Below are 18,100 nucleotides of genomic sequence, written 5' to 3' on the forward strand. Positions count from 1 at the left end.
TGTCGACGTCTGCATCATCTGCAATTGGGGCATTTTTGGCGCCATGGGGGCTCTCGCTACATTGCATTTTCGTAAGGTCCGCGGGCTTGCGCCAAACTAGCGGTGGACCTGCGACACTATGCGCTCGCCTGACCGGGGTCCGAACGCTGCGACGCAAACCGCGCGGCCGCGGCCCGCGCATCGGAGTCGCGCCCGTCTCCGGAAACTTGCACCGTCGGCACGGCGAACTCGATGCCATTCTCCTTGAAGGCATTTCGGATCATTGCCAGGGCATTGCGGCGGATGACGAACTGCTCGCCAGGTTTCGTCATCATCGACAGCCTTATCTGGATCGCGAATTCGCCGAACTGCTCCACGCCTTTCATCTTCAGCGTTTCGATGATGTGCGGGCTATAGTCCGGATTATCAAGCAGTTGCTGGCCGATCTGCTTGATGACCTTCTTGGCCTTCACGAGGTCGGTATCGTAGGTGACGTTCAGGGTGACCTTATCGATCGTCCAGTCGCGGTTGAGATTGCGCACTGCTCCGAGTTCGCCGAACGGCACCGTCGTCAATGGCCCCCGGTGGTGCCGCAGCCGGACGGAACGAAGGCTGAAGGCTTCCACGACGCCCTTGTGGCTGCCGCTTTCGATATATTCCCCGATACGGAAAGCATCGTCCCACAGATAGAACATGCCGCTGATCACGTCCTTGACGATCGTCTGCGCCCCGAAGCCGACAGCCACGCCGACGACGCCGGCACCCGCGATCAGCGGTCCGATTTCGATCCCAAGGCCTGAAAGCACCATCAAGACAGCAATGACAGCGATCACGACGGCGAGAATGTTGCGAAAGATAGGAAGCAGGGTTTGCAGCCGGGCACGCTTTGCCCGGTCCTCGTCGTTGACAGCGCCCTCGAGCGGCGCATCATCGAGCCGACCGTTGATATAGGCTCGCGCCAAGTGCCAGAGCAGGTCCGCCGCAAGCAGGATGACGATACCGCCGATCGAACCGCGAACGATACGATCGACAATCGTTTCACCGGCAGCCATCCTATCGGCGGCAAACCCGAGAATTCGTCCGAGCCACATCGCCGCGCCTGCGATGATCAACGCGCGCACGCCTCTGTCTAGCAGCACCGTCGCAATCCGCCGCTTCGCCAGGAAGCCTGCTTCCGCCTGGTGCAGCGAGCGTACGGCAAGTGTCGCGACCGACAGCGCGCGCGGCAGGAGCAGCAAGTAGATCCCGACCCAGAGCAGCAGATTGAAGCCTGCCACCCACAGTACCCAGAGAAGCAGGAAGTAGACCGTCATGGACCACGACGCCGTCGTGCTCTTGTGTCCATTTTCAACCGGTCGCGACCACACCGCCTCGGTGGCAATCAGGAACAGGCCAATCCCCAGCGCATAGGCAGCGAGATATCGCGAGCCGGCGGAAAAACCGAGCCGCGCCAACATCTGGATGACCACCCAGCCGAAGGCGAAATAGATGACGAACACCGCGCAGCGCCGGAACCAGAAGAGTGCGGTCGCCCGCGAGACCTGGCGCTCCCCGTCCGGCTTCGGCAAAGTGACGAGCGCTACCAGCAAGCGGCCCAGCGATATGGTAAGCCGCGCAACGATCAACGCGATGGCGACGGCAATTGCCATGGATTGGGTCAGCGGCGGCCAGTTGATGACTGCGAGCGCAATGAAGGTTGCCGTCACGAAGACAAGCGCAGGCACGATGCGATAGATCAGGTTGGCTGCGGCATGGTGCGCGACCGTCGTGACTTCACCGTCCGGCCGGCGGATCCGTGGCTTCGGAACGATCATCCGAAAAAGCAGTTCGACCACCGGGCCAGCGAGCAGCAGCACCAGCACCTCGATGCTGACCCACGACCATCCCGTGGGCTCGATGTCGCGCTCGACGAGGACAGACGCGTTCTCCACCTCGTTCGGCAGGCTCATCGCGGCGCCCGACACCATGTCGAGGTGATGGCGGGCATGACCGAAGAACGTCGATAACACGGACATCTGGTCGCTGGAGGCCGGAGCCTCGGCGGAAGGCGCGGTCTGCATCTGCGTCGCCATCCACTGCTTGACCTGCGGCGTCTGCATCAGCTGCATCATCTGGCGGACTTCGGCGGGTGGTGCCTGATCCGCAGCGGGCGCGGCCGTCTGCGCCGACGCGCTTGCCGTTAGGCCGAGCGTAGCGATCAACATGAAAAACCGCAGCAAAACGCGCGCATTGAACTTATCGGCCATTCGTCACCCTCCGACCTGAGCCTTCACCTTATATCGGAGCGCGCGAAAGAAAAGCCCGCTCAGCGAATGCTGAGCGGGCTAGATAAGCGTTTAGAACGAATGGTTTATGCTTTTGGCTTCTCGACGTGGCCGCCGAAGCCGGCACGCATCGCCGAAAGAACCTTGTTGGCGAATTCGTCGTTGTCGCGGGAAGAAAAGCGACCGTAGAGAGCCGCGCTGAGAACCGGGGTCGGCACGCTCTCGTCGATCGCCGCCATGATCGTCCACCGGCCTTCGCCGGAGTCCGATACGCGGCCTGCGTATTTGGCAAGCGCGGGGTCTACATGCAGCGCGTCGGACGTCAGATCGAGCAGCCAGGACGTGATCACGCTACCGCGGCGCCATACCTCGGCGACATCCTGCAGATTGAAGTCGTAACGATAGTGCTCGGGGTGTGCCAGCGGCGCGGTTTCGGCATCGGCCTCCTGCGAGCCGGACCCGATATTCGCATGCTTCAGAATATTGAACCCTTCGGCATAAGCGGCCATCAGACCGTATTCGATCCCGTTGTGGACCATCTTGACGAAGTGCCCGGCGCCGTGAGGACCGCAATGCAGATATCCCTTTTCGGCGGTGCTCTCCGGCTGCTCACTCCTGTTCGACGACGGTGGAACGTCGCCCGCACCGGGTGCAAGCGAAGCAAAGATCGGCGACAGCGACTGGACGATGCCCTTTTCGCCGCCAATCATCAGGCAATAGCCACGCTCGAGGCCGAAGACGCCGCCGCTGGTGCCGACATCGACGTAGTGAATGCCCTTGGTGATCAGCTCCCCGCCGCGTCTGATATCGTCGTGATAATAGGAGTTGCCGCCATCGATGATGATATCGTCGTCGTGCAGCAGCGGCACCAACTGGGCAATCACCTTGTCGGTGATCGCAGCCGGCAGCATCAGCCACACGGCGCGCGGACGCGACAGCTTGGAAACAAATTCTTCCAGCGAAGCGCTGCCAAGCGCGCCCCTGCCAACGAGATCGGCCACATTTTCGGGCTTGGCGTCATAAACGACGCACTCATGGCCATCGCGCATCAAACGCTGGACCATATAGTTGCCCATCCGGCCCAAACCCACCATGCCAAGCTGCATCTCAAATCTCCTGCGAATTAAATCGATATGATTGCCGAAATTAGCACTCGCAGTGCAGCAAGCAAGCGAAGTCTCCGTCACATTCGAGCGATTTCATCGCCGCACCCGTGATCACTCAGCTTTCCGGGGCAAGCACGACGCGGCCGCTCGTGGCATCCGCGAGGATCACCGCGATATCGGCGGCGCTGGCCTGCGGCACTGTCAGGACAAGCGCTGCACCTGAATCCACAAAGGTCTCCTGAACGATGCGCACCGAAGGGAAAGCAGCCAGCTTCGCCTTCACCAAGGCAAGATCGGAGAACTGGACTGTGATTTCTGCATCGAGCGTCGGGATCAGTTCGATGATCGACGCCGCGCGCAGACAGGCGGCGGCCGTTCCGCCATAGGCACGGATCAGCCCGCCGGTCCCGAGCAGCACGCCCCCGAACCAGCGCGTCACGACGACCGCCACCTTGTCCAGGGATTGGCCGTCAATGGCCTGAAGAATGGGCTTGCCGGCCGTTCCGCTCGGCTCGCCGTCGTCGCTGAAACGATAGGACTGACCGATGCGCCAGGCCCAGCAATTGTGGTTCGCGCCGGTTTCGCTATGGCTCGCCAGGAAATCCTTGGCCGCCTGCTCCGAGGCCACTGGAGCCGCGATCGCACGGAAACGGCTCTTCTTGACGATCTGCTCGAAGTTTTCGACACGTTCCAATGCAAACATGCCGATTGGCATATCGCCGCGATGGAGTGCCGCGCAAGAAAAACCGTGACCACAAACGAAAACGCCCGCTGGTGAGCAGCGGGCGTTTTCGAGAAGATCGTAAGATCCGCTGCGACCGATTAGCGGCCGACAGCTTCGCGTGCGACGCGATGGATGTCCGTACGGTCGATGCCGAGGTCGTGGAGTTCGCGGTTCGACATACGGCCGAGTTCAGAAATGGTCTGACGGAACTTGCGCCAGTTATTGAAAGAGCGTGCTACGTTCATGATAATCCCCTTTCCTAGGGCTTGTCGGTTTCGGCTGCCAGTCCGTGGCGCCGTTGTTCATCTGTTGAGGTGAATATAAGCGCACGCCGTTGCTCGTAACAGCGCCAAGATGACAACCCATCAATGCGCAAAACGCATAGCTCATTTCTATATGATCAATTTCTAAGCAGAACGGCGCGGACCACGTCAGGCTGCCGTCAACAGAGCCCAACCATTGGGCGCTGAGGCCAGTTGTTAAACAAGGCTTAACCAAACGCCTGAATCGCCGGTCAATTGGCGAAAAGATGCCCGACGACAAGGGAGCCGCCAGCACCGTCGCAAAACAAGCCGCGAATTGCGGAGAGCGCATAGCTGGATTGCACGCGGATGAGGTCCGCCGGACCCATCCATTGCAAAGGCTGAAAAAGGGAAAAGTGCGATCCGCGGCAACCGATGGAGGTTTACGATCCTGGGTGCCTACAAACGTAGGTGGGCGCCATATGTCCAAGCCCACGGGCCTGGTCAGGGACAGCTCCCTTTGGATCGAGTATGGCCCCAGGGATTGTGGTTCCTGTCGCGAGGCGCAGATCGCAGTCTCTATATAAGGCTGATCGTTGGGGTACGCCAGAGGCTCCGGAGCGGCACCCTCGAATTATTATCTAGTTCAGTTCGGCCGAAGCCCGACCGTTCAGCTTGTCGGTGATCCCGCGGATATGGCCGGTCATCTCGACGATCGCGGCCGCAACGCTCTCCTCGGTTCGGACAGTCGCGGCAAGCACCGTATCGCGATTGCCGCGCAGCGCCTCGAGTTCGGACTCAAGATGAGTGACACGTCGCGTCAGTTCGGAAATTTCGTCCATGACCATGATGCCGGCCATGACGGTGATCCGGAGGTCTCCGATCTCGCCGAACTGGCTCTTGAGGTGCCCGACGTAACGGTCGAAGCGGGTCGCGAGATCCGTCAGGTGATCTTCTTGACCTTCCTCGCAGGCCATTCGATAAGCCTTGCCGTCGATCGTTACCGTTACCTGCGCCATTCCCATTTCCCTGCTAGCGGTCGAGGACCGCGCGGATCGTTTCCATCGCCGTCACCAGCCGCCGCGAAACCTCGCGGTTGACCTCTTCCAGGCGGTTCGCCCGAAACTCCGCCTGATCGAGCTCCTGTGCGAGCTTCGAACGATCGGCATGCACGCGACGGACTTCGCTTTCGATCTCGCCGCTCTCGCGCTGGCGCTCAAAACGCACGTCGACAGCGTTTTCGAGGCCGGAAACAGCCTGCCGCAGCTCCTTGAGGGCTGCCTCGATGATAGTGCCTGTAGGCGTCATGTCTTTATCGGTTCCCCGCTCAAGACTGGCGAATCGGTCTGCGGCGCCGACCCAATGTTTTGAAGAGGATATGCAGCTAGCCAACGGCACGTCAATGAAAGTGGCACCCATCCATGCAGCCATTCTGTGGATGACGCAGCCGGCGTTCAGCCTACGCCAATTTTACACTTTTGTAAAAATAAGTGGTCAAATGTTAAAAATCGTCGCACCCTCGCCCAAACTGGCCTGCAATTTATTGACTTGGGCGATCCAACTGCTATGTGTCACCCCGCTCTCATTGATGGTCTCCACAAGGCTTGAGGCCATCCCCCGACACCGGAACCCGTGGAACAGCCATGACCTCTCCTGAACAAAATGACCGGATGGCAAATGCGATCCGTTTTCTCTCCATGGATGCAGTCGAAAAGGCCAATTCCGGCCATCCGGGCATGCCGATGGGCATGGCCGACGTGGCAACGGTTCTCTTTACGAAATATCTGAAGTTCGATCCGAAGAAGCCGCATTGGCCGAACCGCGACCGCTTCGTTCTTTCGGCCGGCCACGGCTCGATGCTGCTCTATTCGCTCCTTTATCTGACCGGCTACCCGGACATGACGGTCGAGGACCTCAAGCAGTTCCGCCAGCTCGGCTCGAAGACCGCCGGCCATCCGGAATACGGCCACGCGACCGGAATCGAAACCACGACCGGCCCGCTCGGTCAGGGCATTGCCAATGCCGTCGGCATGGCGATCGCCGAGCGCAAGCTGCGCGAGGAGTTCGGCTCGGACCTTCAGGACCACTACACCTACGTCATCAACGGCGACGGCTGCTTGATGGAAGGCATCAGCCATGAAGCGATCGCCCTTGCCGGCCACCTGAAGCTCAACAAGCTGGTTCTCTTCTGGGACAACAACTCGATCACCATCGACGGCGCCGTTTCGCTTTCGGACTCGACCGACCAGGTTGCGCGCTTCAAGGCCGTTCACTGGAACACGATCGAGGTCGACGGCCACGACCAGGCTGCCATCGCCGCTGCCATCGAAGCCGCCCACAAGTCCGACCGCCCGACCTTCATCGCCTGCAAGACGATCATCGGCTTTGGCGCACCGAACAAGCAGGGCTCGCACAAGGTCCACGGCAATCCGCTCGGCGCCGACGAAATCGCGGCAACCCGCAAGGCACTGAACTGGGACTACGAGCCCTTCGTCGTTCCGTCCGACGTTCTGGATGCATGGCGTGCAGCTGGCAGCCGTTCGGTCGAGTTGGTCAATGCCTGGGAAGGCGGCCTCGCCAAGTCCGAGCACAAGGCGGAATTCACCCGCCGCTTTGCCGGCGACCTGCCGGAAGGCTTTGATGCCGCCATCAGCGCCTACAAGAAGAAGCTCGCGGAAACCAAGCCGACGGTCGCAACCCGCAAGGCTTCGGAAGATGCGCTCGAAGTCATCAACGGCTTCCTGCCGGAAACCATCGGCGGTTCCGCTGACCTGACGCCTTCGAACAACACCAAGACGAGCCAGATGGTCTCGATCACGCCGACGGATTTCTCCGGCCGCTACATGCACTGGGGTATCCGCGAGCACGGCATGGCGTCTGCCATGAACGGTATCGCGTTGCACGGCGGTCTTATCCCCTACGGCGGCGGCTTCCTGATCTTCTCGGATTATTGCCGTCCTCCGATCCGCCTCGCCGCTCTCATGGGCATCCGCGTCATCCACGTTCTGACGCACGACTCCATCGGCGTCGGTGAAGACGGCCCGACCCACCAGCCGGTCGAACAGGTTGCCAGCCTGCGCGCCGTTCCGAACCTGCTCGTCTTCCGCCCGGCGGACGCCGTTGAAACGGCCGAATGCTGGCAGATCGCCGCCAAGACCAGGAACCGCCCGTCCGGCCTCGCGCTGACCCGCCAGAACCTGACGACGGTTCGCACCGAGTACAACGAGAAGAACCTCTGCGAACTCGGCGCCTACACGCTGGCTGGCAATGCCGATGCCAAGGTCACGATCTTCGCTTCGGGTTCTGAAGTCGAACTTGCCGTTGCCGCTCGTGCGACCCTGGAAGCCAAGGGCGTTACCGTCCGTGTCGTTTCCGTTCCGTGCACCGAGCTCTTCTTCGAGCAGCCGGACGCCTACCGCAAGGAAGTGCTCGGCAACTCGCCGATCAAGGTCGCCGTCGAGGCTGCCGTCCGCGAAGGCTGGGATGCGTTCATCGGTCCGGAAGGCACGTTTGTCGGCATGAAGAGCTTCGGCGCTTCCGGTCCGGCCAAGGACGTCTTCAAGCACTTCGGCATCACCACCGACGGCGTGGTTGCTGCCGTAGAAGCAAAGCTCGGCGCATAAGCCTTCAAATCGGATCCGATTTGAAGATAGGATTATGCGCAGTTTCCAAATGCTATAGCGGGAGCGCTCCGGCGCTCTCCATTTCAATCCGCAAGCCCCATCTCTAGGGAGTGAATGCACATGACTGTAAAGGTTGCCATCAACGGCTTCGGCCGCATCGGCCGCAACGTTCTCCGCGCCATCGTTGAATCTGGTCGCACCGACATCGAAGTCGTCGCGATCAACGACCTCGGCCCGGTCGAGACCAACGCCCACCTGCTGCGCTACGACTCCATCCACGGCAAGTTCCCGGCCGAAGTGAAGGTCGAAGGCGACACGATCACCGTTGGCGGCGGCAAGCCGATCAAGGTCACCGCGATCAAGGATCCGGCCACGCTCCCGCACAAGGAATTCGGCGTCGACATCGCGATGGAATGCACCGGCATCTTCACCTCGCGTGACAAGGCCGCCCTGCACCTGACAGCCGGCGCCAAGCGCGTCATCGTTTCGGCCCCTGCCGACGGTGCCGACCTGACCGTCGTTTTCGGCGTCAATCATGACCAGTTGACCAAGGAGCACTTGGTCATCTCCAACGCGTCGTGCACGACGAACTGCCTCGTGCCCGTCGTCAAGGTTCTCGATGACCTCATCGGCATCGACCACGGCTTCATGACCACGATCCACTCCTACACGGGTGACCAGCCGACGCTCGACACCATGCACAAGGACCTGTACCGCGCCCGCGCCGCAGCCCTGTCCATGATCCCGACGTCGACCGGCGCTGCCAAGGCTGTCGGCCTGGTTCTGCCGCACCTGAAGGGCAAGCTCGACGGCACGTCGATCCGCGTTCCGACCCCGAACGTCTCGGTCGTCGACTTCAAGTTCGTTGCCAAGCGCGACACCACGGTCGCCGAGATCAACGAAGCCATCAAGGCTGCCGCCAACGGCAAGCTCAAGGGCATTCTCGGATTCACGGACGAGCCACTGGTCTCCCGCGACTTCAACCATGACAGCCATTCGTCGATCTTCGCCACCGACCAGACCAAGGTCCTTGAAGGCAAGTTCGTACGCGTGTTGAGCTGGTACGACAACGAGTGGGGCTTCTCGAGCCGCATGTCCGACACGGCCGTCGCTTTCGCCAAGACCATCTAAGGTCTCGCGACAGGACTTCGGAAAGCGGCTCGGGAAACCGGGCCGCTTTTTCGTTTGTCGCACGCAATTCACTGGCGCCTGTACGGCAACCGCCTTACTGTCGACGAGAAGCCGCCTCTGGAAGAATGGAAAGCACGATGGACTACTTTACGATTGAAATAGGTGGCCAGGCGGTCGCGAGCTTTCGCTCCGAAAATGCCGATGATGCCAAGCACTTTTTCGAAGCCGAGGACTTCCGCGAGGATCTGACGATCCTGCAGTCGCAGGGCAAGCCGGTGTGGGACGGCCTCGCGGCGATCAATCTGCGCAAGGCAACGGCCGATGAAGCGGGGGAAGTCGAACATGCCTATGAGTTCGATGACGATCCGGAACGGACGGTCGACGACGAATTCGTCGTCTTTTTGATCCCGATCTCCGACGCTGCCGATGACGAGGAAGACCAGGGCTGACCAGCTCCCGGGGCACCCCGCGCGGGATCGCCAAGAAAAGCGCGATAGCACGGCTTCTGCCCTGCTATCGCCCGATTTGCTCATACACTCGTTCTCATGCTCGTTCGTAGCATTCACACGGCGCAGCCAGTCGGCCCGCCACGACAGCAGCATGAAGCAGCGAAACAGCGCGGGGGTGGTCAAGGGCCTACCCTTCCGATGCGTTTTGCCGTTTGCTTGTGAAGGTCTGGATGACCACGAAAGGGCAACTGAAACGGGTTGCGGGACCGGGGCGGTCTGCATTGAATTGCGGGTAAGGGGATAGGCATGGAAGCGTTCTACATCGTCGTACTGGTATCGACGACGCTCGTGCTTCTGGCCGCGTTCTCGAGCCTGCTTGCCTTCCGGTTCGGCGCCCCTCTGCTTCTCTTGTTTCTTGGGATCGGCTTGCTGGCGGGCACGGATGGACTCGGCATCGAGTTCACCAACAACTACCTTGCCTATATCCTCGGTTCGATCGCGCTGGCCGTCATTCTTTTCGATTCCGGTTTCGGTACGCCGGTGCAGGCCTTCAAGCTGGCCGCCATCCCGTCACTGACGCTCGCCTCGGTCGGCGTCCTGATGACCGCGGCGCTGATCGGCCTCGCCGCCATGTGGCTTCTGAAGTTTACCTGGCTGGAAGGTCTGCTGCTCGGTTCGATCGTTGCCTCCACGGATGCCGCCGCCGTCTTCTTCCTGCTGCGCATCGGCGGCATCAATATTCGCGACAAGGTGCGCTCGACGCTCGAGGTGGAATCCGGCACCAACGATCCGATGGCCATCTTTCTGACCATCGCGCTCGTCGAAATCCTTGCCAGCGGCGAGCGCTACCACGGCATCAACGTCGGCATGCTCGCCATGTTCGTCCAGCAGATGGGCCTCGGCGTCATCCTCGGTCTTCTCGGCGGCATGATGATCGTGCTGATCGTCAGCAAGCTGGAAACGGACCGCGGCCTCACGCCGATCTTCGTGCTTGCCTTGGCGTTGCTGGTCTTCTCGGCCACCGGCGCGGTGGGAGGCAGCGGCTTCCTTGCCGTCTATGTCGCGGGCATCTACGCCGGCAACAGAAAGCTCCAGGGCTACGCCTCGATCAAGCGCTTCCAGGACGGCATGACCTGGCTCGCTCAGATCATCATGTTCCTGGTTCTCGGATTGCTTGCGACGCCATCGCAGTTTCCGGCGATCGCCATCCCTGCGGTGCTGTTGGCGTTCTTCCTGATCTTCATCGCCCGTCCGCTTGCCATCTGGCTGTCGCTGCTGCCCTTCGACTATACCCAGCAGGAAATCGGCTTTGTGGCCTGGGTCGGTCTTCGCGGCGCCGTCTCCATCCTGCTTGCCATCATGCCCATTCTCGGCGGCCTGCCAAACGGCCAGATCTACTTCAACACGGCCTTCATCATCGTCCTCGTGTCGCTTCTCGTGCAGGGCTGGACTATCAAGCCGGTTGCCAAGAAGCTCGGCCTGATCATCCCGCCACGCATCGGCGCCGTCGACAAGGTGGAAGTCGATCTCCCCGGTGCCGCCAACCACGAGCTTCTGTCCTATCGTGTCGTCAAGGACAGCCCGGTGCTGCGAGGCGAGCGCATCCCGCGCTGGGCAACCCCGTCCCTCGTCATCCGCGATGGCAAGTCGATGCGTTACCAGTACGCTGGCAGGCTTCGGGAAAACGATCTCGTCTATCTCTTCGTCGTCCCCTCCTATTCCAGACTGCTCGACAAGCTGTTTGCCAGCCGCGTTCCGGTCGATGAAGACGATGCGGATTTCTTCGGCGCCTTCGCGCTGTCGCCGGCACGACCGGCCGCCGATCTCGATGCCGCGTATGGCCCGGGCCTGCTGAATGAATCCGAGAAGGGACTGACGATCGCGGAACTGATGAAGCATCGTCTGGGCGGCAAGGCCGACTATGCCGATCGCGTCCGTCTTGGCTCGATCATCCTGATCGTTAGGGATCTCGACGATCAGGATCATGTGACGTCCGTCGGCATGTCGCTGGAGGCCGTCGAGCCCGCCACGACGCTGCCGATCTTCCTCAATCTGCGCGATCTGATGGACCGTCTTCGCGAGCGTTTGAGGGGACGCAGGAACCGCGAAGCGGCAGCCGCTGCGGCGCATGGCAAGGGCGATGAAAACCCGCACTGAGCGCCTTGCGTCTGCGATCATCCTTGCTATGGTCCCCGCATCTTTTGGGCAATAACGAACGGACTTTTCCATGCCTTCCTTCAAGACCCTCGACGACCTCAACGACATTGCCGGCAAGCGCGTTCTCGTTCGCGTCGACCTCAACGTTCCGGTCAAAGACGGCAAAGTGACCGACACGACGCGTATCGAGCGTGTTGCCCCGACGATCATCGAGCTCTCCAAGAAGGGCGCAAAGGTGATCCTGCTCGCGCACTTCGGCCGCCCGAAGGATGGCCCCTCGCCCGATCTGTCGCTGTCGCTGATCGCTCCATCCGTCGAAGCGGTTCTCGACCATCCGGTGGCAACCGCAAGCAACGCCGTTGGCGATGCAGCAGCTGCAGCCGTCGCATCGATGAAGAACGGCGATATCCTGCTTCTTGAAAACACGCGCTTCCACAAGGGCGAGGAAAACAACGAGCCCGATTTCGTCAAGGCGCTGGCCGCCAACGGCGATCTCTACGTCAACGACGCCTTCTCCGCCGCGCACCGTGCCCATGCGTCGACGGAAGGCCTCGCCCATCATCTGCCGGCCTATGCGGGCCGCACCATGCAGGCTGAGCTGGAAGCGCTGGAAAGCGGCCTCGGCAACCCTGCCCGCCCGGTCGTTGCCATCGTCGGCGGCGCCAAGGTGTCGAGCAAGATCGACCTGCTGATGAACCTCGTCAAGAAGGTCGATGCGCTTGTCATCGGCGGCGGCATGGCCAACACCTTCATCGCCGCACGCGGCACCGATGTCGGCAAGTCGCTCTGCGAGCACGATCTTGCGGACACCGCCAGGCAGATCATGATCGAAGCCGCCACCGCCGGCTGCGCCATCATTCTTCCGGAAGACGGCGTTATCGCGCGCGAGTTCAAGGCGAACGCCGAAAACGAGATCGTGCCGATCGACGCGATCCCCGCCGATGCCATGATCCTCGACGTCGGCCCGAAGTCGGTCGAAGCGATCAAGGCCTGGATCGAACGCGCCAACACGCTCGTCTGGAACGGCCCGCTCGGCGCATTCGAAATCGCACCCTTCGACAAGGCGACCGTCGCAGCGGCAAAATACGCAGCAGAGCGCACCAAGGCCGGCAAGCTCACCTCCGTCGCCGGCGGCGGCGATACCGTCTCGGCATTGAACCACGCCGGCGTGGCCGACGACTTCAGCTATGTATCGACTGCTGGCGGCGCGTTCCTGGAATGGATGGAAGGCAAAGTCCTTCCGGGTGTCGCGGTTCTCAACAAGACCAAATAGTTCGGGCAACCGAATTTAACAAATTTTACATGGAGATAGACCGCGGCGCGAAAGCGCCGCGGTCTTTTGCTCGTGGGCGCTACAAAAGCCCAAACATTCAAACGATTAAAAAAAATTCAACCGTTTCAAACAATTTTGCTGCCGTTTTCCCACCCATAAACTTCTGTTATCGGCGACCTATATTTATCAAAACGCAGTTTTCTCGCGATGTGAAGAGCATGATATGAGTAAGCTTCCTGCAGCACATCGATCCGCTGATTGATCGATTGAGCATTTGCCGATCGGTTCTGAAACAGAAAAAAAATCCGTGCGCGCGATGCGCCGGTCTGAGGGAAGGAATGAACTATGGTGGACGCGAAGATGTTGAACAAGATCAGTTCGGCGCCAGGATTCATTGCAGCGCTGGATCAGAGCGGTGGTTCGACACCCGGAGCGTTGCGCCTCTATGGCATTCCCGACACCGAATATCAGGGTGACGAGGAAATGTTCCGCCTGATGCACGCCATGCGCGTCCGCATCATGAGCGCGCCCGCCTTCACCGGCGAAAAGATCATCGCCGCCATTCTGTTCGAACGGACGATGGACGGCGACGTCGATGGTCAGCCGGTTCCCTCCTATCTCTGGGAAAAGCGCGGCGTCGTACCGCTTCTCAAGGTCGACAAGGGCCTCCTTCCCGAAGAAAACGGCGTCCAGACGATGAAGCCGATGCCCGATCTGGACGCTCTCTTGGCGCGCGGCCGCGACAAGGGAATTTTCGGCACCAAGATGCGCTCGGTGATATCAAATGCGGACAGAACCGGCATTGCAGCCGTCGTAAAGCAGCAGTTCGAGGTGGCACGCCAGATTATCGGCAACGGCCTGGTTCCGATCGTCGAGCCTGAAGTCTCCATCAAGAGCCCGACGAAGGCTGAGGCCGAGGCCATTCTTCGCGACGAGATCGCAAAGCAGCTCGACCTGCTTCCGGCGGGTGAAACCGTGGTGCTGAAACTGACGATCCCGACGGTCGTCGATTTCTACGCGCCTCTGATCGCCCACAAATCGGTCGTGCGGGTCGTGGCGCTTTCCGGTGGTTACAGCCGCGCCGATGCCTGCGAAAAGCTCGGCCGCAACCATGGCATGATCGCCAGCTTCTCGCGCGCGCTGACGGAAAACCTGCGCGTCACCATGAGCGATGCAGAGTTCGAAGCCAGCCTGGCCGAAACGATCGATGAGATCTACGCCGCCAGCGTCAACAAGGCCTGATGCGCTCAAGGCCACGGCAGAGCCAGGACCGTTTCGAAACGGCGTCTGACGAGCCAGACCTTCACCCTGACATCGTCCTCGGCCTCGTGCCGAGGATCTGACTGCGCGAACATCGCGCGATCCCTGCTGCCGACAGCTCGGAAAACATCCGAAGATTGTCACCGGCACAAATTGGCGCCTATCGGCGGGCCCCACCACGGGCCAGTATGGCGTCCGTATCATCCTGCCGGAGCCGCCATGAGAACCGTTGCCTTCACGACCGTCGATGTCTTCACAACCACCCGCTTCGAAGGCAATCCGCTGGCCGTGATGACGGATGCCCGTGGGCTGAGCGACACGGACATGCAGAACATCGCCGCCGAATTCGGTTACTCCGAGGTTACCTTCGTGCTGCCGCCGCAAGACCCGGCAAACACAGCCTGCGTCCGCATCTTCACGCCGACCATGGAAGTCCCCTTCGCCGGACACCCCAATGTCGGAACGGCCTATGTGCTTGGCCGGCAGGGAGAAGTGTTCGGGCGACGGGTCGGCGATCATCTGCGCTTCGAAGAGAAGGCCGGCCTCGTCGAGGTCGATCTGAAGCGTGACGGCGACAAAGTGCTTTCCGCCTCCATTCGCGCGCCGAAGCCGCTTGCGATCGGCAACGTGATAGCGAAGGAAACTGTCGCCCGCTGCATCGCGATCAGGCCTGAGGATATCCGCCTCGCCAATCACCAGCCGGTGGTGGCATCGGTCGGCCTGAGCTTCGTCTTTGCCGAACTTGCGGACCTCGACGCCCTTGGCCGCGCCCGTCCAAACCTTGCCTATTTCCAGGATGCAGCGAGCCCGACCGTCGAGGGCAACCACGACTTCTCTCTGTTCGTCTATGTCCGATCGGATGAAGCCCCATGGGCGATCCGCGCGCGCATGTTTGCGCCGCTCGACAACGTCCCCGAGGATCCGGCGACCGGCAGCGCTTCGGCGGCCCTCGGTGCCTACCTCGCTTCCCTGGAGCCGGAACCGAACCTGAGGGTTTCGCTGACCGTCGAGCAAGGCGTTGAAATGGGACGTCGCAGCATCATCGGCATCGACGCCCTCAAGGTGGACGGCGTTGTGACAGACGTGACGATCTCGGGCAGCTGCGCACCAGTCATGCGCGGCGAGATCGCTTACTAGACAAACAGGTCTCGCCCGATCAGTGCGATCGCCCAGATCGCGAAAGCGATCAACGCGATCCTCCAGAAATCCATCCGTCGCCGCAGCCCCGGAACACCCAGCGGCTTGATCAGCTGAATCGCCATCGCCAGGATGAGCAGCAGAGCGATCAGCTTCGTCATGTCTTTATTTTTCCATCTTTTCTTAATGTCACAGGACGGACATTTTTTCGCGTCACGACTGCATTTATTCATGCCGTAAAGGCATTTGGGGGCACAATCAACAATCTCAAGACTGGGCGGCAACGCGATGCCGCCATATGTCTTTTGACAGTCAACTCATAGAGTCCGGGTATATGCAAAGAAATCTGCTGTCCGTCGCCGCACTTCTCTTCGGCACGCTCTTTCTCTTCATGGGTAACGGCCTGCAGGGCATCCTACTTCCCGTACGCGGCAACCTCGAAGGCTATGCGACCACGACGCTCGGCCTGCTCGGCACATCCTGGGCGGCGGGCTTCGTGATCGGCTGCCTCGTCGCCCCGAAACTGGTGCGCCGTGTCGGCCATGTGCGCGCCTTTTCGGGCTTCATTTCCATCATAGCGATCATCGCGCTCGTCAGCGGCATCATCATCCACCCGGTATGGTGGGTCCTGCTGCGCGCCGTCACCGGCTTTGCGACCGCCGGCACATCGATGATCATCGAGAGCTGGCTGAACGAACGCGCCACCAACGAAAGCCGTGGCGCCATCTTCTCGCTCTACATTGCAATCACGCTATTCGGCGTCATGGCCGGCCAGATGATGATACCGCTGGAAGATGTGCGCACGCCGGTCCTCTTCATGATCTGCGGCATCTTCTATTGCATTGCCATGCTGCCGACGACGCTTTCGAACGCTGCCTCGCCGCAACCGCTGAAGGCCGTCAAGCTGGATCTGCCGGCGCTCTATCGCAATTCGCCTGTTTCCTGCTTCGGCATTCTCCTGGTCGGCATCGCCAACGGTGCCTACGGTACGCTGGGCGCCGTCTTCGGCGCCGGCGCCGGCCTCTCCGACACCGGCATCGCTGTCATGATGAGCGCCACCATTTTCGCCGGCGCGCTGATGCAGTTGCCGGCCGGCCGTCTTTCCGATCGCATCGATCGTCGCTATGTGCTGGCCGCAATGTCCGCCGTTGCCGCCTTCGCCGGCCTGCTTCTCGCCGTGCTCCACCCTTCCTCGCCGACCTTCATCATCGGGCTCGTCGTCCTTTATGGCGCGGTCGCGAACACGCTCTACCCGATCGCCGTCGCGCACGCGAACGACTACGCCTCGTCGGAGGACTTCGTGAAGGTGTCGGGTGGTCTGCTGCTGCTCTATGGCATCGGCACGATTATCGGCCCGACGATCAGCGGCCCTGTCATGTCGATGATCAATCCGCACGCATTGTTCCTGGTCACCGCGATCGCGCATGTGCTGATCACCAGCTACGCCATTCTCCGCAGTCGGATGCGCCCGGCGATTCCAGCCGCCAACCGCGATGCCTACACGACCATCCCCACCGCTACCTCGCAGACCTTGACGCCGGAAGGCATGTCGCTTGCCGATCGTGGGCCCAACAAGGCTCCCGAAACGGGCGAACCTGCTGTAAAGTCGAACTGAGGCAAGCACGGAGGATTGCGTATGAGCTTTACGGATGACGATCGACCGCTGAAAAAGCCGACTCACGAGATCGGCGTGGATCTGTCTCTTCTCTCTGTCGATGAGCTCAAAGCGCGTATCGAGCTGCTGAAAGCCGAGATCGACCGCATCGAGGCGGAGGCGGCGCGCAAGGCGTCTGGAAGACAAGCCGCAGAAAATCTCTTCCGATCCTGATGCCAGGCTACTTCACGGACCAATTATAGCGCCGCTGCAAGTGTTACTTCGGCACAGACTTAATGGGACGTTAAGCTTTATAAGGTATTACTGTAGCCATCCAGACTTGCTCTGGATTTCAGACAGTTTTCCAAGCGGTGAATTGGTCTGATTTTTCTCCCTGTTTTACCTTGAGAGCCGCCTTTGCGGCTCTTCTTTTTTACTGCGCTGGGGACGGTTTCCATGAAACTGTGGAAGTTAACCCTTTCTTAAGAAACGCCTTGCGCAATTGGGCTAAAGCTACCATCTTAAAAGCATAAAGACCGGCCAAGGAAACTTTTTCGCTTTGGTCGACGTTACCTGACCATAAGTAGATGCGTGCAACAGGGACTATTTAAATGTCAGAGCTTGGATTGAACACGATCAGTTTTGCAGGCCGCGCTGCCGCATCCTCGCAGTTCAAGACACTGTATTCGGAAGGCATGTCGCTGGTTGAAGAAACCGCCGCCTATCTCGATGGCCAGGGTCGCACAGCATCGAAGGTTTTGCCGCGTATGGCTTCGGTTCTTTATGCAGCCGAGTCGATGCGCCTCACCACCCGCCTGATGCAGATGGCCTCGTGGCTTCTTCTGCAGCGCGCCGTCAACAATGGCGAAATGTCGCGTGACCAGGTACTGGCCGAGAAGAACAAGGTTCGCCTCGACGGCTTCAATGTCGACCGCAATGCTCCGGGCTGGGGCGACCTGCCGGAATCCTTCCGCGACCTGATCGAACGCTCGATGCGCCTGCAGAACCGCGTGGCGCTGCTCGATCGCGAAATCTATCGTCCGGCGGAAGCAGCGATCGTGCCTGACAACCAGAACAGCGTTCAGGCTCAGCTCAGCCTGCTGCAGACGGCATTCGGCAACAACTAAGCCGCCTCGCTATCGTATTGATGAAACCGGCTGC

Annotated in this window: 17 protein-coding genes and 1 other RNA gene; 10 read left to right on the plus strand and 8 right to left on the minus strand. The window is 60.5% G+C overall.

The annotated features are described in order from the left end of the window. Positions 1–116 precede the first annotated feature (116 nt). The 7 genes from ASE04_RS19590 to ASE04_RS19610 form a co-directional block, all read right to left on the minus strand. Complete coding sequence (locus ASE04_RS19590; RefSeq protein WP_056820727.1) at positions 117–2,225, minus strand: mechanosensitive ion channel family protein; 2,109 nt, start codon at positions 2,223–2,225, stop codon at positions 117–119. A gap of 104 nt (positions 2,226–2,329) precedes the next feature. Next, positions 2,330–3,349: a phosphogluconate dehydrogenase (NAD(+)-dependent, decarboxylating) gene (gene gnd, locus ASE04_RS19595; protein ID WP_056820729.1), complete on the minus strand. Its 1,020-nt coding sequence runs from the start codon at positions 3,347–3,349 to the stop codon at positions 2,330–2,332. 115 nt (positions 3,350–3,464) lie between these two features. Beyond that, positions 3,465–4,052: an IMPACT family protein gene (locus tag ASE04_RS19600; protein ID WP_056821453.1), complete on the minus strand. Its 588-nt coding sequence runs from the start codon at positions 4,050–4,052 to the stop codon at positions 3,465–3,467. A 119-nt stretch (positions 4,053–4,171) separates the two neighbouring features. After that, a complete protein-coding gene (locus tag ASE04_RS30250) occupies positions 4,172–4,318 on the minus strand; it encodes a DUF1127 domain-containing protein (RefSeq protein WP_082597409.1) in 147 nt (48 codons plus the stop codon). 413 nt (positions 4,319–4,731) lie between these two features. Then, positions 4,732–4,890: non-coding RNA, 6S RNA (gene ssrS, locus ASE04_RS30255), on the minus strand. Between the two features lie 66 nt (positions 4,891–4,956). Next, positions 4,957–5,334, minus strand: coding sequence for a cell division protein ZapA (locus ASE04_RS19605; RefSeq protein ID WP_056820730.1), 378 nt, complete (start codon positions 5,332–5,334; stop codon positions 4,957–4,959). Between the two features lie 13 nt (positions 5,335–5,347). Continuing rightward, positions 5,348–5,623, minus strand: coding sequence for a DUF4164 domain-containing protein (locus ASE04_RS19610; RefSeq protein ID WP_056820733.1), 276 nt, complete (start codon positions 5,621–5,623; stop codon positions 5,348–5,350). A 335-nt stretch (positions 5,624–5,958) separates the two neighbouring features. Between ASE04_RS19610 and tkt the strand changes: the two genes are divergently transcribed. The 7 genes from tkt (at position 5,959) to ASE04_RS19650 (ending at position 15,345) form a co-directional block, all read left to right on the plus strand. Further along, a complete protein-coding gene (tkt, locus tag ASE04_RS19620) occupies positions 5,959–7,938 on the plus strand; it encodes a transketolase (RefSeq protein WP_056820736.1) in 1,980 nt (659 codons plus the stop codon). 120 nt (positions 7,939–8,058) lie between these two features. After that, positions 8,059–9,069 carry a type I glyceraldehyde-3-phosphate dehydrogenase gene (gene gap, locus ASE04_RS19625; protein ID WP_056820740.1) on the plus strand — a complete coding sequence of 337 codons (1,011 nt, stop codon included), beginning with the start codon at positions 8,059–8,061 and terminating at the stop codon, positions 9,067–9,069. Positions 9,070–9,206: 137 nt separating this feature from the next. Then, a complete protein-coding gene (locus ASE04_RS19630; protein WP_056821456.1) occupies positions 9,207–9,518 on the plus strand; it encodes a hypothetical protein in 312 nt (103 codons plus the stop codon). Between the two features lie 306 nt (positions 9,519–9,824). Then, the gene (locus tag ASE04_RS19635; protein ID WP_056820747.1) at positions 9,825–11,675 is read left to right on the plus strand and encodes a potassium/proton antiporter; all 1,851 of its coding nucleotides are present in this window, start codon (positions 9,825–9,827) and stop codon (positions 11,673–11,675) included. Between the two features lie 70 nt (positions 11,676–11,745). Beyond that, positions 11,746–12,948 carry a phosphoglycerate kinase gene (locus ASE04_RS19640; protein ID WP_056820752.1) on the plus strand — a complete coding sequence of 401 codons (1,203 nt, stop codon included), beginning with the start codon at positions 11,746–11,748 and terminating at the stop codon, positions 12,946–12,948. Positions 12,949–13,293: 345 nt separating this feature from the next. After that, the gene (locus ASE04_RS19645) at positions 13,294–14,190 is read left to right on the plus strand and encodes a fructose bisphosphate aldolase (protein ID WP_056820757.1); all 897 of its coding nucleotides are present in this window, start codon (positions 13,294–13,296) and stop codon (positions 14,188–14,190) included. 237 nt (positions 14,191–14,427) lie between these two features. Next, complete coding sequence (locus tag ASE04_RS19650; protein WP_056820762.1) at positions 14,428–15,345, plus strand: PhzF family phenazine biosynthesis protein; 918 nt, start codon at positions 14,428–14,430, stop codon at positions 15,343–15,345. Here the strand turns inward: ASE04_RS19650 and ASE04_RS31250 are convergent. After that, positions 15,342–15,506, minus strand: a complete 165-nt coding sequence (locus ASE04_RS31250; protein WP_200960747.1) for a hypothetical protein — start codon at positions 15,504–15,506, stop codon at positions 15,342–15,344. The two genes, ASE04_RS19650 and ASE04_RS31250, sit on opposite strands and share 4 nt — an antisense overlap. Before the next feature lie 173 nt (positions 15,507–15,679). Between ASE04_RS31250 and ASE04_RS19655 the strand changes: the two genes are divergently transcribed. From ASE04_RS19655 to rcdA, 3 genes are all read left to right on the plus strand, one after another. After that, positions 15,680–16,960, plus strand: coding sequence for an MFS transporter (locus tag ASE04_RS19655; protein ID WP_056820769.1), 1,281 nt, complete (start codon positions 15,680–15,682; stop codon positions 16,958–16,960). Positions 16,961–16,981: 21 nt separating this feature from the next. Then, the gene (locus ASE04_RS19660; protein ID WP_056820771.1) at positions 16,982–17,173 is read left to right on the plus strand and encodes a DUF1192 domain-containing protein; all 192 of its coding nucleotides are present in this window, start codon (positions 16,982–16,984) and stop codon (positions 17,171–17,173) included. 377 nt (positions 17,174–17,550) lie between these two features. Then, on the plus strand, positions 17,551–18,066 hold the full coding sequence (rcdA, locus tag ASE04_RS19665; protein ID WP_056820776.1) for a protease adaptor protein RcdA: 516 nt from the start codon (positions 17,551–17,553) through the stop codon (positions 18,064–18,066). Positions 18,067–18,100: the final 34 nt, after the last annotated feature.

The sequence above is a fragment of the Rhizobium sp. Root708 genome, assembly GCF_001429725.1.
Classification (GTDB): Bacteria; Pseudomonadota; Alphaproteobacteria; order Rhizobiales; family Rhizobiaceae; genus Rhizobium.